Source organism: Proteus sp. MB838, from assembly GCF_054767435.1.
Window position 1 is genome coordinate 118467 of sequence record NZ_BAABMO010000006.1, and the last position, 17624, is coordinate 136090.

General features: G+C 39.1%; 12 protein-coding genes. 9 read left to right on the forward strand and 3 right to left on the reverse strand.

Translation table 11 applies throughout. The features are described 5' to 3' along the window. Window positions 1–113: 113 nt before the first annotated feature. The 4 genes from ACYUCW_RS04455 to ACYUCW_RS04470 all read left to right on the forward strand — a co-directional run bounded on the left by ACYUCW_RS04455 (window position 114) and on the right by ACYUCW_RS04470 (window position 6438). On the forward strand, window positions 114–983 hold the full coding sequence (locus tag ACYUCW_RS04455; RefSeq protein WP_049201115.1) for a ChaN family lipoprotein: 870 nt from the start codon (window positions 114–116) through the stop codon (window positions 981–983). After that, window positions 956–1810 (forward strand): TonB family protein, encoded by an 855-nt coding sequence (locus tag ACYUCW_RS04460; protein ID WP_223304308.1) that lies wholly within the window; start codon window positions 956–958, stop codon window positions 1808–1810. Before ACYUCW_RS04455 ends, ACYUCW_RS04460 begins: the two co-directional genes overlap by 28 nt. Window positions 1811–1834: 24 nt before the next feature. Then, window positions 1835–4003: a S9 family peptidase gene (locus ACYUCW_RS04465; protein WP_163748584.1), complete on the forward strand. Its 2169-nt coding sequence runs from the start codon at window positions 1835–1837 to the stop codon at window positions 4001–4003. Window positions 4004–4188: 185 nt separating this feature from the next. Further along, a complete protein-coding gene (locus tag ACYUCW_RS04470; protein WP_163748777.1) occupies window positions 4189–6438 on the forward strand; it encodes a TonB-dependent receptor domain-containing protein in 2250 nt (749 codons plus the stop codon). Between the two features lie 116 nt (window positions 6439–6554). Here ACYUCW_RS04470 and xseA read toward each other — a convergent pair whose 3' ends face one another. Continuing rightward, entirely contained in the window at window positions 6555–7943 is a 1389-nt protein-coding gene (gene xseA, locus ACYUCW_RS04475; protein ID WP_004243392.1) for an exodeoxyribonuclease VII large subunit, read from the reverse strand. 169 nt (window positions 7944–8112) lie between these two features. On the opposite strand from xseA, the gene guaB reads away from it, so the two are divergent. The 3 genes from guaB (at window position 8113) to ACYUCW_RS04490 (ending at window position 12751) form a co-directional block, all read left to right on the forward strand. After that, a complete protein-coding gene (gene guaB, locus ACYUCW_RS04480) occupies window positions 8113–9579 on the forward strand; it encodes an IMP dehydrogenase (protein WP_460408236.1) in 1467 nt (488 codons plus the stop codon). A gap of 84 nt (window positions 9580–9663) precedes the next feature. Next, window positions 9664–11241 (forward strand): glutamine-hydrolyzing GMP synthase, encoded by a 1578-nt coding sequence (gene guaA / locus ACYUCW_RS04485; protein ID WP_004250844.1) that lies wholly within the window; start codon window positions 9664–9666, stop codon window positions 11239–11241. 310 nt (window positions 11242–11551) lie between these two features. After that, complete coding sequence (locus tag ACYUCW_RS04490) at window positions 11552–12751, forward strand: tyrosine-type recombinase/integrase (protein WP_036971673.1); 1200 nt, start codon at window positions 11552–11554, stop codon at window positions 12749–12751. A gap of 179 nt (window positions 12752–12930) precedes the next feature. Here ACYUCW_RS04490 and ACYUCW_RS04495 read toward each other — a convergent pair whose 3' ends face one another. Beyond that, window positions 12931–15315: a DUF4238 domain-containing protein gene (locus ACYUCW_RS04495; protein WP_049201111.1), complete on the reverse strand. Its 2385-nt coding sequence runs from the start codon at window positions 15313–15315 to the stop codon at window positions 12931–12933. A gap of 55 nt (window positions 15316–15370) precedes the next feature. Further along, on the reverse strand, window positions 15371–16534 hold the full coding sequence (locus tag ACYUCW_RS04500) for a hypothetical protein (RefSeq protein ID WP_036971675.1): 1164 nt from the start codon (window positions 16532–16534) through the stop codon (window positions 15371–15373). Window positions 16535–16627: 93 nt separating this feature from the next. Here ACYUCW_RS04500 and ACYUCW_RS04505 point away from each other — a divergent pair, with 93 nt between their 5' ends. Together ACYUCW_RS04505 and ACYUCW_RS04510 are read left to right on the forward strand one after the other, a co-directional pair. Continuing rightward, window positions 16628–16879, forward strand: coding sequence for a helix-turn-helix transcriptional regulator (locus tag ACYUCW_RS04505; RefSeq protein ID WP_074924059.1), 252 nt, complete (start codon window positions 16628–16630; stop codon window positions 16877–16879). Further along, the coding region (locus ACYUCW_RS04510) for a helicase RepA family protein (RefSeq protein WP_460408237.1) at window positions 16864–17624 on the forward strand (761 nt) is incomplete at its 3' end. The genes ACYUCW_RS04505 and ACYUCW_RS04510, both read left to right, overlap by 16 nt.

Consider the following 17624-nt stretch of genomic DNA (forward strand, 5'->3'; position numbering starts at 1 on the left):
ACGGTATCAATCCGTCAGTATCAAATACAAATAATTATAACAATGATATTGATAATTATTCTTATTAATCTAAGCCTATATTAAAAATAAGTAAATATAACTATAAGGTTAATATGTTTTTTTCAATATCTAAATGGTTCCTGTTATTAGCTTCACTTATTACTGTCTGCGCATGTAGTACAGTAGAAAAAAACACCGTACCTAGCACAACTCCCGCTATTATTACATCAGCCAATATTATTGATACGCGTACAGGAAAGACAATCACAGCTAATACGCTATTAACTCAATTAGCCAGCCAGCCGCGGGTGATTGTTGGCGAAAAACATGACAATCAATATCACCATGAGATTGAGTATTGGTTAATGACACAACTTCCCAACAAACGTCCTCAAGGTGCGGTTTTATTAGAGATGTTGACGCCAGATCAGCAAAATTTAGTTGATAATACGAAAAAACGTTATTCTAGCTCACAATATTTACGTGATGAACGTTTAATGTCTGTACTCAATTGGAATAAAGGCTGGTCTTGGAAAGGGTATGGCAATCTGATTAAAGAAGGGCTACAAGCAGATTATCCATTATTAGCTGCTAATATTGATCGCAGTGATATTGCAAATGCATATAAAAATCCACCTAATATTGAAGGTGAATATTCAACGCAACCTGCTGTTCGTCAGCTTATTAGTAAAACTATTGAGCTTTCTCATGATGGCGCACTTGATAAAACACAAATTGAAAAAATGACCGTGATCCAACAACTGCGTGATCGTGCAATGGCAAAAAGTTTATTAAATGCCCCGATGCCCGCACTGTTGATTGCCGGCTCATTTCATGCCACTAAATTAATGGGTGTACCTTTACATATTAAAGATTTAGCCCCTAATGAAACAGTCACGGTACTTATCATGGCAGAAGAAGGTAGCGATATTACTTCTGAACATGCCGATTATTTGTGGATAACTCCTGCAGCCCATCCTTGATTATTGATAATACGCATATGTTGATCTCTTCTTCCGTTAACCAAATGGCGCAATTACAGCCTTGTCGATATTCGGGCTTTATTTTATCAATAGTATTTCATTTTACTTTAGTCATTAGTTATTTCTATATCACGCAACAACGCCCGGTGATAATCCATCAACCTGCACCGGCTGTTATGCTTAGCTTAAGTGAAAACGTCCAAGCGGTGAATAAAGAAAAACAGATTGTCGGTGTTGATCAGCAAATGGCTGTCGCCAGCCAAAAAAAACAGCAACAAGAGATTGCGGAGAAACAACCCAATCTTATTATTAATGAAAATGCAGATATTTTGCTTGAAAAGCCGAAAAAAGTGCTACAAAACCAGACTTCAGTTAAGGTTGCCCCTTCAATTGCACCAACCAAACCTTCACCTATTGTCAGTGAAAATGTATCGAGCCTATCCGCGCCCTCAACAAGCCATTCTGTTGCGAAACAACAGGCTAACGATGTTTCTGCAAATTATGATAGTGATGCAAATAAAGAAGCAGATGCCTTGGCATTATGGCAAGCTAAAGCCAAAGGTCATTTAAATCGTTATAAAGCTTATCCTGAAGAAGCGAAAAGAAAAGGGCGTACGGGAGCACCTAAAGTGCGTTTTATTGTTGATGGACAAGGTTATGTCATAGCCTGCGAATTGATTAATAGCAGTGGTGTCCGCTCACTAGATAAAGAGGCACAAAGTGTTATTAAGCGTGCTCAGCCATTACCAAAGCCCCCAGAAGAACTGCTTTTTAATGGTCAAATAACAATTGAAATGGCAATTGAATTTTCCACATTGACTTTATAATCCTAACATAACAAGGAATTAAACATGTTATCCGCGACAAGAAAAACGGTGACGCAGGGATTAACAGGTGCCATGATGGCAATCTTGATCACCGCAACACCGACAATGGCTCAAACAGAGAAGGACGTTATTATGATGCCACCGAAAGCGAATAAAATCCCCCATGTGATGACAGAACATGGTGACACTCGTACTGATAATTATTATTGGCTTAGGGATGATGCACGCAAAGATAAACAAGTTATTGACTATCTTAAGGCTGAAAATGCTTATACTGAGTCAGTAATGGCAGCGGGCAAAACACTAGAAAATACGCTCTATAATGAGATGGTTGAGCGTATGGCACAAAATGATGCCTCAGTGCCTTATGACTATAATGGCTATACTTACCAAACCATTTACCAAGAAGGTAAAGACTTTCCTATTTATCAACGTAAACCAATAGGAAGTGATGGAGAATGGGAAATTCTTGTTGATGGTAATGAACGAGCTAAAGGACATGAGTTTTATCAATTAGGTGATTTAGCCATTAGTCCAGATAACAAACGTATTGCTATTGCTGAAGATAAAGAAGGACGTCGCAACTATACAGTTGCTTATAAAGATCTGACAGATAAAACATGGCAAGAGAATGTCTTAACCAATATTTCAGCGAATTTAGTATGGGCAAATGATAGCCAAACACTGTTCTATGTAGATAAAGATCCGCAAACTTTATTGCCATACCAGATTTATCGCCATCAATACGGTAGTGATAGAAAACAAGACGTGAAAATCTTTGAAGAGAATGATGATCGTTTTTATACCTGGATGGAAAAAAGCAAATCAGAAGATTATATTCTAGTCACTATTGCAAGCTCTACAACTTCTGAATATCGTTTAATTGATGCCAATGCACCAGAAAAACCCATGGTGGTTTTTTCTCCTCGCCAAGAAGGGCGAGAATATTACATCGATCATTTTAAAGGTGAATTTTATATTCGCTCTAATCATGAAAGTGAGCTATATGGTCTTTATAAAACGGCCTCTATCGATGCACCTTGGCAAACCGTAATTGCTCCTCAGCCAGAAGTAGACTTGGAAAGCTTCGAACTGTTTAATCGTTGGTTAGTGCTTGAAGAGCGCAAACAAGGTTTAGTGTCATTACGCCAAATTGATTGGAAAACAGGACAATCAACAAATATTATTTTTGATGATCCTGTCTATATGGCATGGCTAAGTGTCAATCCACAAGCTGATAGTGAAGAGTTACGTTTTGGTTATACCTCAATGACCACGCCTTCTTCTACCTATCAATGGAATATGCAAACCAAAGAAAAACAATTGCTTAAACAGCAGGAAGTGAAAGGCTTTAAGCATGATTTGTATGAAAGTGAACGTATTTGGGTAAAAGCACAAGATGGTATAGAGGTGCCTGTATCGCTGGTTTATCGTAAAGACTTATTTAAGAAAGGCGAAAATCCAATCTTAATTTACGGTTATGGCTCTTACGGCAGCAGTATCGACCCCTCGTTTAGCTCTGCCCGTTTAAGTTTATTAGATAGAGGTTTTGTATATGCCATTGTCCATGTCAGAGGTGGCGGTGAATTAGGTAAACGCTGGTATAACCAAGGGAAAATGGAGCATAAAGTCAACTCCTTTACTGACTTTATCGACGCCACAAAATACCTTATTAACCAAGGTTATGGTGCACCCAAACATGTCTACGCGATGGGCGGTAGTGCTGGTGGATTACTTATGGGAGCCGTTATCAATATGGCACCTGAACTCTACCGTGGTGTTGTGGCCCAGGTACCATTTGTAGATGTTTTGACAACCATGCTGGATGCTTCTATTCCATTAACAACAGGTGAATATGAAGAGTGGGGTGATCCTGCAGATAAAGACGTTTATTTCCGCTTAAAATCTTATAGTCCTTACGATAATGTTGAGGCTAAAGCCTATCCTCATTTATTGGTCACTACAGGTTTACATGATTCTCAAGTTCAATATTGGGAGCCGGCAAAATGGGTGGCTAAATTACGTGAATTAAAAACAGATAATAATTTACTTCTGCTTGAAACAGATATGAGTGCAGGACATGGAGGTAAATCCGGTCGTTTTAATCGTCTACGTGATACTGCGAGAGAATATGCCTTTATTTTAATGTTAGAGCAGTCTGATATTTATTTTAAGACACAAAATATCAAGTAATTAAATCAAGCCTTTTAAATTTTTAATGATTAGCCTGTCTCTCTTTAATGAGAGACAGGGTTAATGCTATTGATTCTTATCTTATAAAACAATAATAACAATATCGTTATTTATTAAATTAAATAACTTTTAGCTTATAGAAAGCAAAGTGAGCCTATTTAAATAAAACAAAGAATAGGTTTATTATGAAAACTCAATTAACAAGGAACATACTTGGCTCTTGTATTTTATTTTCTGGTATTCATTCTCTGGTGTTTGCGGCTGAAACGGAAAAAACAGTTCAATTTAGTAGTTTAAAAGTCTCATCGGCACAAAAACAAACACCAGAGCAAAAAGCGTTAGCTAAGCCGGGGGCTTATAGTGCTATTGGTGAAATCAATAATCTTAGCTCGGTAGAACAAGCATTACGATCTACACCGGGAACTTACACCCAAATGGATGCCAGTCAGCCGGGTGTTGGGGTTAATATCCGGGGATTAAGTGGTTTTGGTCGAGTCAATATGATGATTGATGGGGTGACACAAACGATGTATAGCACGTCACCTAGCCAATATGCGCATGGTGGACAACCATACAACCAGTTTAATAGCATGATCGATCCTAACTTTATTGTGCAAATTGATATTTCTCGTGGTCAACAAGATGGTGAAAATAGTATTAATGCGTTAGCGGGGAGTGCTAATTTTAAAACAATAGGTATTGATGATGTTTTATTTTCTAATCATCGTTGGGGAATAAGAAGTAAAGCGGCTCGAGGGACTAATGGATTAGGTTATAACGGTATGGTTGCGATTGCAGGAAAACAGCCGATATTTAATCATGATGGTTATATTGGCGCTATGTTTGCCATAAGTGGACATAATATTGAATCTTCTTATAAAAATGGGGCAGGTTTTAATAGTCATGAGTTTGCAACCACTAAAGACTTTAACCAAAAGCCACATTCTGAATTAGCAAAAATATCGTTTAAACCCAATGATTCTCATGAAATAGAATTAAGCGGTCGGTTTTATAATAATAAATTTAATCGAAGAACCATAGAGAGCCAAGATTATTATGCTAAATATCGTTATACCCCACTAAACGATCTTTTTGATAGTGAAATATTATTGAGTAGAAGCCAAGCTTCACAAAAATTTGCCGGTGACTCTTTAATGTCATTACGCAATGGACATGCGAAAAATATTTCCAATGCACTTGTCGCTAAAAATACCAGTCGATTTAATTATCATGAGCTGGATATGGCACTAACATTAGGTACTAAACTGATGTCGATTGATTATAATCGAGAAGTGACAGCTCCTTCGAGCGAACCATGGCAATCACAAAATATGATTGAATACAATGTATTTGCTCCGCAAGGAAAAAACGAAATCAGCAGTCTTTTTTCACAAATAAAATTTGAATACGATATTTATACCCTCGCATTAAATTTAAACTATACGGATTATCATATTAAAGGATATAAACCCGCTTGTGATCCCAAAGCAGCGTGTTTTCCTGAAGGTGCGATGAATGTTAATCGCCACGAAAAAGCGTGGGAGCCGGGAGCACTCTTTTCTGCACAAATTATCCCTGAATTTGAACCATTTATCAGTTATGCCCATACGACAAGGGCACCAAACCCACAGGAAATTTTCTTTGCTAATGAAGGTGGGGCATCGATGAACCCCTTTTTAAGAAGTGAGAAAGCGGATACTTTCCAAATAGGTTTTAATAGTTATCGCCCTGATTTAATTGTTGCCGGAGACAGCTTTCGCTTAAAAGCACTTTGGTATCATACTAAAGTTAAAAACTATATTTCCAGTGATTCTTATAATGTTTGTAAAGGGGGTAAACGCTGTAAAATCGATGGCACTTTTACTGACGATGACTACAGTGGCATGGAATACGATGGAAATATCTATTTATACACAAATAGCCTTGATCCTGTCACGATGAGAGGCTATGAACTACAAGTAAACTATGATGCTGATGTATTTTATACCACACTTTCTTATAGCAATGAGCGTACCTCACAACCCACTTCTCTTGCGATGGGGGATTTTGGGCAAAGTCCTGCATCAGAACTTCCCAAATACTACGCAACAATTGATGCTGGTGTGAGGTTATTCGATGACCGATCTCTCGAATTAGGCACCATCATTCAAATTACCGGTAAAAGTCGTAAAGCTTCAGCTGAAGGGTTTGATTTTGATACAGGCACTATTCCCATGGTCGAACAAGAAAAAATCCCTACCGTGATCAACGCGTACGCTAACTATCAAATGAATAAAAATGTATCATTAAAATTTGCGGTACATAATCTCATGAATAAAAATTATTCAAATGCACTTGATAGAAGTAATTCAGCGCCAATTATGGATGAACAGGGACAAAATAAACAAACGGCTAGAGGCAGAAGTTTCCTGTTTGGTGGAGAAATTCGTTTTTAATATAAACGGTAATATACCCTGAAAGCAGGGCGAAAGCGTTTTCTGCTATCCATCGTTACCAAGTAACACAAACGGCATCATTAAGATGCCGTTGTTATGGTTGCCATGTATATGGTTTAAATGGATGACTTGCTCTTGGGGGCTGGTTTACGTTTAGCAGGTATTTTTTGTGTATTTATCACTTCACTGGTGATCCAGCCATCTTCAACACGCGTTTTTAGCGTATCACCTTTTTTAACTTGTTTCGTATTTTTCAGTACGTCACCTGAAGCAACTTCACTAATGCTGTAACCGCGAGAAAGGGTTGCGAGAGGACTCACACTTTCTAAACGTGAACAGCTAATTGCAAATTGTTCACGTTGACGAGCAAGCTGTTGTGAAATACTTTCTCTCATACGATAAATTAACTGTTGTTGTTGGCGCAGTAGTGCTTGTATTTGAGGGCTTGGCTCTTGGTAATTAAGGCGTTTTTGTAGCTGAGTATGTTGATTCTGTTTTGTTTGTAGGAGGCGCTGAAAACTGGTCACTAAACGCTGTTTAGTTGTAGCCAATACATTTTGTTGGCGAGCAAGGCGTAAGTGTGGATGCTGTTGTTGTAAGCGATGATGAAGTTGTGTTAGTGCGCGTAATTTTTTTGCTAGATAATAATCCATCGCCATTTCAAGACGTTGTTGCTGTGACTGCAATTGGCGTAATAGCTCGAGTTTGTTGCGACTAATTAACTCAGCAGCGGCAGAAGGGGTTGGCGCTCTAAGATCGGCAATAAAATCAGCAATAGTCACATCAGTTTCATGACCCACGGCACTGACAATAGGAATATCACTAGCAAAAATAGCACGGGCTACGCGCTCATCGTTAAATGCCCAGAGATCTTCCAATGAGCCGCCACCTCGGCCGACAATTAGCACATCACATTCTTTACGACGGTTAGCCAGCTCAATGGCATGGACTATCTGCATTGGTGCTTCCGCACCTTGAACGGCTGTGGGATAAATAATAATAGGTAATGAGGGATCACGACGACGTAAAATATTTAAAATATCGTGTAAGGCTGCGCCAGTTGAGGAGGTGATCACCCCAATTTGTTTAGCAGGTGTTGGTAGTGGTTTTTTATGAAGAGCATCAAATAAACCTTCAGCGCTTAGTTTTTGTTTTAAAAGCTCAAATTGCTGCTGTAATAATCCATCACCCGCCGGTTGCATGCTTTCGACAATCAGTTGGTAATCACCACGAGGTTCGTACAGTGTGATAGTCGCACGTACTAATACTTGCTGACCATGTTGAGGGCGAAAAGTGACTTTTGTGTTTTGACCGCGAAACATCGCCGCTCTAATTTGAGCATGGGTATCTTTTAACGTGAAATACCAATGACCAGAAGCAGGTTGAGTAAAATTGGAAATTTCAGCGCTGATCCAAATGCGACCCATTTCCATTTCTAATAACTGGCGAACGGTCTTATTTAGACGGCTAACAGTAAAAATATTATTGTTTATCGGTAGAGTCATGTGAGCCAGATCAAATTTTAAAACAAAGACTTAATTGACTGATACTACCTAAGTTAGCCAGAGGATCAATAAAAATTTTCAAAAAAAGCTAGAAGCAACCGATTACGGTGTGTATAATGCCGCGGCAATATTTTCCATTTCTTAAAAGCCGCCTTGGTGAGATATTGCTATGTTACGAATTAAAAAAGAAGCACTTACATTTGATGATGTTTTGTTAGTTCCTGCACACTCGACTGTCCTTCCTAATACTGCTGATTTATCTACTCAACTGACTGAAACAATTCGCTTAAATGTGCCTATGCTTTCTGCTGCAATGGATACTGTGACTGAAGCATCTTTAGCTATTGCATTAGCTCAAGAAGGTGGAATTGGTTTTATCCACAAAAACATGCCTATCGAACGCCAAGCTGAAGAAGTTCGTCGTGTTAAAAAACATGAAAGCGGTGTTGTGACGGATCCTATCACGGTAACACCAGAAACTTCTTTACGCGAAGTCCAAGCAATGACAGAGCGTAATGATTTTGCTGGCTATCCGGTAGTGACTAAAGACAATGAATTAGTGGGTATTATTACTGGTCGTGATGTTCGCTTTGTCACTGATTTAGACCAACCTGTCACTGCGGTAATGACGCCAAAAGAGCGTTTAGTTACCGTTAAAGAAGGTGAAGCACGTGATGTTGTTATGCAAAAAATGCATGAGAAGCGTGTAGAAAAAGCCTTAGTAGTCGATGATCATTTCCACTTAAAAGGCATGATCACCGTTAAAGATTTCAAAAAAGCAGAACGCAAGCCTAATGCATGTAAAGATGAGCATGGTCGTTTACGTGTAGGTGCTGCGGTTGGCGCTGGCGCAGGTAACGAAGAGCGTATCGCCGCATTAGTGGCAGCTGGTGTTGATGTTCTTCTTATCGACTCCTCACATGGTCATTCCGAAGGGGTATTACAGCGTATTCGTGAAACTCGCGCTTTATATCCAAACTTACCTATTATTGGGGGGAATGTGGCAACCGCAGAAGGGGCTTTAGCGCTGGCGGATGCAGGTGTGAGTGCTGTTAAAGTGGGTATTGGCCCTGGCTCTATTTGTACCACTCGTATCGTAACAGGTGTTGGGGTTCCACAAATCACTGCGATTGCTGATGCTGTTGAAGCACTGAAAGATCGCAATATTCCGGTGATTGCCGATGGTGGTATTCGTTTCTCTGGTGATATTGCTAAAGCATTAGCCGCTGGAGCAGCATGTGTAATGGTTGGCTCTATGTTTGCAGGTACAGAAGAATCTCCGGGTGAAATCGAGCTATTCCAAGGTCGCTCTTATAAATCTTACCGCGGTATGGGCTCTTTAGGCGCAATGTCTAAAGGTTCATCAGATCGTTATTTCCAAACTGATAATGCAGCAGACAAATTAGTACCAGAAGGTATTGAAGGTCGTGTGGCATATAAAGGCTTACTGAAAAATATCGTTCACCAACAAATGGGTGGCTTACGTTCATGTATGGGCTTAACAGGCTGTGCAACCATCAAAGAATTAAATACCAAAGCTGAATTTGTTCGCATCAGTGGTGCGGGTATTCAGGAAAGCCATGTTCATGATGTGACTATCACGAAAGAATCGCCTAACTATCGTTTAGGTATGTAATTATTCGAGAAAGGCTTGAAAACAGAAAATGTTAACAAGCCTTTCAATTTAATGACTTTTTATTTGTTTTGGAATTCACCACAAATGACAGCAAATATCCATAATCATCGCATTCTTATCCTTGATTTCGGTTCGCAATATACACAACTTATTGCTCGCCGTATTCGCGAAATCGGCGTTTATTGTGAACTCTGGGCATGGGATGTTACCGAAGAACAAATTCGTGAATTTAACCCCAATGGTATTATTCTGTCTGGTGGCCCTGAAAGTACTACAGAAGACAATAGCCCACGCGCTCCGGAATACGTCTTTAATGCGGGTGTGCCGGTATTAGGTATCTGCTATGGCATGCAAACTATGTCTATGCAATTAGGCGGTGATGTTGAAGTCTCAGGTGAGCGTGAATTTGGTTATTCACAAGTTGAGATCCGCGAAACCTGCGAACTGTTCCGTGATATTCAAGACTCCGTAAGTGAAGATGGCAAACCTTTATTAGATGTATGGATGAGCCACGGTGATAAAGTTACGGCTATTCCCGCTGATTTTGTCACTATTGCTAGCACTGAAACTTGCCCATTTGCGATTATGGCAAATGAAGAGAAGCGTTTCTATGGTGTACAGTTCCACCCAGAAGTTACCCATACCCATCAAGGTTTAGCCATTTTAAAACGCTTTGTGTTAGATATCTGTGGTTGTGACGCATTATGGACATCCGCGGCGATTATTGAAGATACTGTTGCTCGTTTAAAACAACAAATTGGCGACGATCACGTTATTCTCGCGCTATCGGGTGGTGTAGACTCTTCTGTTACCGCATTATTATTAAATCGTGCCATTGGTAAACGCTTAACCTGTGTATTTGTTGATAATGGCTTATTACGCCTTAACGAAGCCGAACAAGTTATGGCGATGTTTAAAGGCAAATTTGACCTCAACATTATCCATGTTGAAGCCGAAGATCGTTTCTTAACTGCGTTAAAAGGTGAAAACGATCCGGAGAAAAAACGCAAAATTATCGGTCATACCTTCATTGAAATCTTTGATGAAGAAGCGGTTAAATTACCGCAAGTCAAATGGCTAGCACAAGGCACAATCTATCCTGATGTGATTGAATCAGCCGCATCAGCAACAGGTAAAGCGCATGTGATCAAATCACACCATAACGTAGGTGGCTTACCTGAAGATATGAAGTTAGGTTTAGTGGAGCCATTAAAAGAACTATTTAAAGATGAAGTGCGTAAAATCGGACTTGAGTTAGGTTTACCTTACGACATGCTATACCGTCATCCATTCCCAGGACCAGGTTTAGGGGTGCGCGTATTGGGTGAAATCAAGAAAGAGTATTGTGATTTACTACGTCGTGCTGATGCTATCTTTATTGAAGAGCTACATAAAGCCGATTTATACAATAAAGTCAGCCAAGCATTTACAGTATTCCTACCTGTCCGTTCAGTGGGTGTTATGGGCGATGGCCGTAAATACGACTGGGTAGTTTCATTACGTGCTGTGGAAACCGTAGACTTTATGACTGCACATTGGGCACACTTACCTTACGATTTCTTAGGCCGTGTTTCTAATCGCATTATCAATGAAGTAAATGGTATTTCTCGCGTAGTTTATGATATCAGCGGAAAACCACCAGCAACGATTGAGTGGGAATAATTCCCCAATAAGAACTCGCTGGCACTGACTAGCAAAATAACGACTTAAGCCCATGTAAAAATGGGCTTTTTTGTTTTTAAGGCTTGCCGTATCTGGCACTTATTAGCAGCGTCAAGCACAAGTTGAATGGGGTATTAAAGTTGGTATTATCGCATGCAGATGCCATGCACACTGACTGATACCATGCGATAGTTTTTGATCCTCTCATGGTATTAAAAATAAGTAATTATTTGTTTTTAAAGGAATTGAATCATAGTTTCCTACGGTTGTTTTTGCATGGTATCAAAACGTTAAAAAAGGATGAAAATGAATGCTGACTGATACCAAACTGAGAAATTTAAAACCGAAAGAAAAGCTCTATAAAGTGAATGACAGGGATGGGCTGTATGTCGCTGTAACGCCTGCTGGCTCTGTCTCTTTTCGTTATAACTACGCCATTAACGGCAGACAGGAAACGGTGACTTTTGGTCGTTATGGTATTGGCGGGATTACTTTAGCTGAAGCCAGAGGGCGGCTAGGGGAAGCTAAAAGAATGGTGACAGATGGTAAGTCCCCAGCTAAAGAAAAAGCCAGAGATAAAGCGAGAATTAAAGGTGCTGAAACATTTGGTGCATGGGCTGAAAAGTGGCTTCGTGGATATCAGATGGCAGATTCTACACGGGATATGCGACGATCAGTTTATACCAGGGAACTCAAGGGCAAATTTGGCAACCAAAAGTTAAATGAAATCACACACGAAGACTTACGGGCGATCACTGACACTATTGTTGAACGTGGTGCACCAGCGACTGCGGTTCATGCACGAGAAATCGTACTTCAGGTTTATCGCTGGGCGATTGAACGGGGCCAGAAGGTAGAAAACCCAGCAGATTTAGTTAGGCCTGCAAGTATTGCAAAATTTGAACCCAGAGATCGCTCGTTAACGCCATGTGAAATTGGTTTGATGTATCGCTATCTTGAGAAGGTTGGGACAACGCCCTTAATTCGGGTAGCTGTAAAACTGCTATTGTTAACAATGGTACGTAAAAGTGAGTTAACGAACGCCACCTGGAGTGAAATTAATTTCAGTGAAGCAATTTGGACAATCCCAAAAGAGCGAATGAAACGTCGCAATCCACATTTGGTTTTTTTATCGCGTCAGGTAATGGATATTTTAGTTGCCTTAAAAACTTTTGCAGGCGGTTCTGATTTTATTCTACCATCGCGCTATGATTCGGATGCGCCAATGAGTAGTGCAACAATGAATCGGGTACTGGATCTCACCTATAAAGCTGCACAAAAAGACGGACACGACCTTGCTAAGTTTGGGCCTCACGATTTACGCAGAACAGCGAGTACATTGCTACATGAAGCTGGCTATAACACAGATTGGATAGAGAAATGCCTGGCGCATGAACAGAAAGGCGTTAGGGCAGTGTACAACAAAGCAGAGTACCGCGAGCAGCGCACGGCTATGTTGCAGGATTGGGCTGATATGATAGATGAGTGCACTTTAGATATTCGAAAATAACCATTTATAGGTGTGTTAAAAAGACGATTATAATAAGTGATGGATTGCCAGCTATAACTCTAGGTAATTTAACTGTTGTAGAGTAATTTGAACAATTGCTAGACTTACAAATAGTTCAAATTTGCTTGTATGGCGTTTTACGGAGGCAATAAATAGAATGCATTGTTGATTGTTCACATTTAATAGTGGAGGGCTATTCCATAAACTGACCTAACTTGATGTTCATATTTTAAGCAACTAGAGAGGGCAAGTAAGCGCTGTACGTTGACATCATAAAAACCACCTTCAGGGCTCGCAATTTTCAAAGATTCAAGTCTCAACGGTTCACTTGTTTGCTTCAGTAATTGCATAAAGTTAGAAATTTGTTCGGCTAATTGAGAACGTTGATAAACATTGCGGTTGTTGCTTATTACCATTTTATCAGCAGCTTTTAAATAATTTCTAGCATTAGCAAAATAGCTTTGGGATTTTTGAAATGTTTCTAAAAAGCGTTCATCAATTGGAAAAACTTTATAGGTATCAAATAATTCACTCCATGGGGAAGAAGCAATTCCATGTACTCTATGCTGTGCAGACATTAACTCTTGCCATCTTGAGCTACTGTCCGTGACTAATACAGATCCAGTCGCCTGAGCTATTAGTAACGACATTTCATAATTTGGTGCCATTCTAAACTGTAGGAACTGACCGCTATCTTTGTATCCCGTTTTCTGTAATAACATCAGTGGAGATATTTCAGCTTGGCTTTCTAGCTCATCGATTATGTTAGTGGCTTCCACCTCATCTAAACCAAATTCATGTATTAATAACTGAATTCTAGCCTCTCTTGGCATTATTGCAGTGGAATTTAGTAAATCCTCAATAGATATAGAGGTCAGTAAATGTTGATCTTGATTAGTAAGAATTTGTTGTTTCAAGCTACGTTCTTTTGCCATTTCCATCATGCCTCTCATAAGAGGCATATCAAATTCACTAGGGTCTGGGATTAAGTTAATCAAACCAAGCCTAATAAATGGCTCCATTTGTAGCATAAACATGAAATCTTTTAGAGCTTGGTATTTATATCTTGACGGCGACTCAAGAGGGCTAAATTCTGGATTAATGTTATTTGGATTGATGATTGGAGTTTCAATTAAAAAATCATCAAATAGGGAAGCCATTGGTAGCGCATTAGCGCCAATTGTCCTAGCATCTATTGGGCCTGTATACAGACCTCGAAACTTTCCATCTGGCTTAGGCAAAAGTGCGTAAATATCTGTTTCACGTGGCCATAAGGTTGAATAGAAACCATAAATTTCTGTTATATGCTCTTTAGATAATTCTCTCCTGACGTCCAACCAAGTTTTGTCTCTGTTAAGTCCAAGAACATCACGAATACAATTACAGAATGCTATATTTCTTTCCCGGATACTCATAACACTCCATGTTGTACGCAAATCAAGAGGTATATCTCGGCAACAGTTCTTGTATTTCATAGCGCTACCGCAGCCGCATGGATCGTTTCGACCTAATCTAGTTTCATTTATATCCTTATTAAGATATTTAGCAGGAGGAGTTGTGCGCCCAAGCATGTCCTGATAGTGGATAGTGCCGTCTTCAAATCGCGCATATATTTCTCCACTGTACCGGTATAGCATATTTGGTTGAGGTAATAAGACATGCCTTAACTCTTCCCAATTACAATCCACATCATTTTCAGGAAATAACCACTCCTCTTTGCCAGCAGCAACTGTAGCTTTAGCTCTACTCTTAATTATATAGTTGATTTTATTAACATCATCCTCTGTTAAGATACGATTATTGATAAACTCAATTGTATTAACCATGCTTCGGCGCATACGGGTAGCATTTGTTCGTTGTTCAAGTGGGTTCGTATTTTCTGGATTTAAGGCGTACTCAATATTTGACAAAATTAAGCACCGATTTTTATCTAAAGGAAAGATCGTTTGAGACCCTTTTAGGGCAATATCGGGATCATTAGGGTATTTACAAAGCTCAGAGTCAGGAGGGCAGGCATAATTGTAAACAGTTACAGGATGGTCTGAAACTATAAATTTAATGTCTGAATTTTCAGCTGATACGAGCTCTCGTACTCCTTCAGCCCATAAGGTGAAATGCATGGTACGTAATGACTGCATTTCAATCATTAGCTGGAGCTGATCGAGTTCAGGATATTTACTTCGAATCCAATCTAAGCCTTTAGGTGTGCGAAGTTTCTGAGCGTCTAAATAAGTAAAAAAAGCTTTAAAATTTTGGTGCCACTTTTCTTGACTGTCAGTTAGAAAGGCTCGAACAGCTTTGGAGCCATTATCATCAATAGGGCCAAAAAGTTTCTTTTCTATTTCATCATTTGCAAGGTTACCTAAAAATGTTGAATATAGATGTGCTTCATAAAATTGCTGAGCAGCAGTATACCACTTAACATTTTGAGTAACTTTAGACTTACCATTTGGCAAGGGAATTTCTTTGCGTGCCAAATGGCATAGTTGGTTATCACGTTCACTCATGAAACCTTTTTGATGCCATTGAGGAATATAATGATTATTTTTAGTTGTTCTCGCCATCTTTGTATCAGTTCTTAGTATTTTTAATACATTGGAGACATAGTATATTAATGAGTTAGTTTATTGATTTTCTTTTAAGCCTAAACTCATAGGAAACTGTGCTCAGAGCTTTAGACACTGCTTGATGGGTCATCTTTTTTCCTATGTGTTTCATCATATTTTGAGCTATCTCATATTGGCTAAAACCATACATTCTTAGAGCTAACATTCTTTTTTTATTATCAGTAAGTCTTGAGTCAACCATTTTTCTAGCAATATTGCGTATTTTATCTATATCATTAGGTCCTAAAGAAACTCCTACATTTGTCATATTATCAACAATACTAATTATTTTCTCACATGTTTTTTTATCAACGGTAATTGATTCAGAAAATGTATTTTTAATATATTCAAAACATGTAAGTGATTGAGAGTAATCTATTGTTTTATCTCTAAGATAATAATAAAAATACTCATCTATGAGATTATCACCTGACATAGCGTTTAAACGCTCAGGTTTAGCTATTTGGCGACATAATCTTAAAACTTCCAATTCAAATTGTTTAGAGGAGCGAATTGCTTGTTTATAGGCTGGGTTCCAAGAGCCATCTTGTAATTGTGGTTTATGGTGAGCACAGTATTTATGGCTAAAATCTGGCCCTTTCTTTAGTCCATATTTTTCTTCAGTATCATCAATAAAACCGTCGTTATCCCAATTGGTAATAAATGAAGAAAATTCAGTTGGGTTGCCACAAAGACGACATAATCCTTTGCTTCTTTCCGTATTAAAGTAAATATCAGGTGCAAGCCTTGATCTTTTTGGTCGTTTTCCTTTGCAGTGGGAAAATAAGCTTTTTAATGTTTCTTGAGTAGCTATGAATAATTTATCTGTCTCTGTATACGTAGAATGTTCAACAAAAGGCCTAAGATAGTCGCCAATACAGTCAGAGCAGTAACGAAAACCTCGCATTTTAATTAAATCACTATAGGTTAACTTAGTTGATGATATTGGGCTATATCGCAGATAGTTGGCTGGAAGCCTATTCAAGTATTCAGATACGGCTGGGTCAACTAATTCCCTGATTAATCTGGTTATATTATGGCTTTTGGAAACTTGAGAATATGAATGCCATTGTTCCCTGAAAATCTTAATAGCAGCCGCTACGGATTTATCACAGCCAACCCATATTGGAATGTAGAACTTACCTAATCGTTTTTGGATATCAAATTCCAGTTCCATTTAATAAATTCAACTTTTTTGTCCAATAGATATGATTAATGTACTAGCAAAGCCTGACATTATCTAGCAAATAATGTTTAGGAGGAGTAAGTAATGAGCATATCAGTGAAAAATAAAACGCTGATCAACCGTAAGACATTGTTGAAAATGATCCCATTATCAGAACGAACCATCTACAACCTGGAGCAACGAGGGGAGTTTCCTCGTCGTATTGTGCTGACAAGTCGGAGCGTTGCTTGGGATTTGGCTGAAGTTGAAAACTGGATAGAAGAAAGGCGCAGATCATTGTTAAAAGCGGCTAGACCAGGAGATTTATGCAGGGAGTTATCATGGCGATTGAAATAATGTCTGCATTCACAAATAAACCACCTCTATTTGACTATGTTTTACCCAATATGGTCGCTGGGACTGTAGGGGCAATAGTTGCTCCAGGAGGTGTAGGTAAGTCTATGCTGGCTTTGCAATTAGCTGTTCAGATAGCGGGTGGGCCTGATTTATTAGGAATGGGGGAGCTAATGACAGGTAATGTAGCGTATTTACCTGCTGAAGATCCAACGATAGCGATATATCACAGATTATATGCTTTAGGTGCAAGTCTTACTTATAAGCAGCAGCAATCTGTGGCAAATGCACTCATGATTGAACCTTTAATTGGCAAATCCCCAAATGTTATGTCTTCTGAATGGTTTGATGATTTACGCAATATAGCAAAAAATAGGCGTTTATTAATTTTGGATACTTTAAGGCGCTTTCATATTGAAGAAGAAAATGCCAGTGGCCCAATGGCGCAAGTAATTGCAAAAATGGAAGCGATATCAACCGAGACAAATTGCTCAATCATCTTCCTGCACCATTCAAGCAAAGGAGCTGCCATGATGCGTACAGGAGACCAGCAACAAGCCAGCCGAGGTTCCTCTGTATTAGTCGATAATATCCGTTGGCAATCATATCTATCAGCTATGACACCTGAAGAGGCAGCTGAGTGGGGCATAGAGCATAGCCAAAGGAACTATTTTGTTCGCTTTGGTATCAGTAAAGCAAATTATGGTGAGCCTTTTACTGAACGCTGGTTTCAACGTCATGAGGGGGG

Excerpts from the sequence above, each read along its gene's own strand:
- guaA (WP_004250844.1), top strand. The coding sequence starts at position 9,664 with ATGACAGCAAATATCCATAATCATCGCATTCTTATCCTTGATTTCGGT.
- guaB (WP_460408236.1), top strand. The coding sequence starts at position 8,113 with ATGTTACGAATTAAAAAAGAAGCACTTACATTTGATGATGTTTTGTTA.
- ACYUCW_RS04500 (WP_036971675.1), bottom strand. The coding sequence starts at position 16,534 with ATGGAACTGGAATTTGATATCCAAAAACGATTAGGTAAGTTCTACATT.
- ACYUCW_RS04455 (WP_049201115.1), top strand. The coding sequence starts at position 114 with ATGTTTTTTTCAATATCTAAATGGTTCCTGTTATTAGCTTCACTTATT.
- ACYUCW_RS04505 (WP_074924059.1), top strand. The coding sequence starts at position 16,628 with ATGAGCATATCAGTGAAAAATAAAACGCTGATCAACCGTAAGACATTG.
- xseA (WP_004243392.1), bottom strand. The coding sequence starts at position 7,943 with ATGACTCTACCGATAAACAATAATATTTTTACTGTTAGCCGTCTAAAT.
- ACYUCW_RS04470 (WP_163748777.1), top strand. The coding sequence starts at position 4,189 with ATGAAAACTCAATTAACAAGGAACATACTTGGCTCTTGTATTTTATTT.
- ACYUCW_RS04465 (WP_163748584.1), top strand. The coding sequence starts at position 1,835 with ATGTTATCCGCGACAAGAAAAACGGTGACGCAGGGATTAACAGGTGCC.
- ACYUCW_RS04495 (WP_049201111.1), bottom strand. The coding sequence starts at position 15,315 with ATGGCGAGAACAACTAAAAATAATCATTATATTCCTCAATGGCATCAA.
- ACYUCW_RS04490 (WP_036971673.1), top strand. The coding sequence starts at position 11,552 with ATGCTGACTGATACCAAACTGAGAAATTTAAAACCGAAAGAAAAGCTC.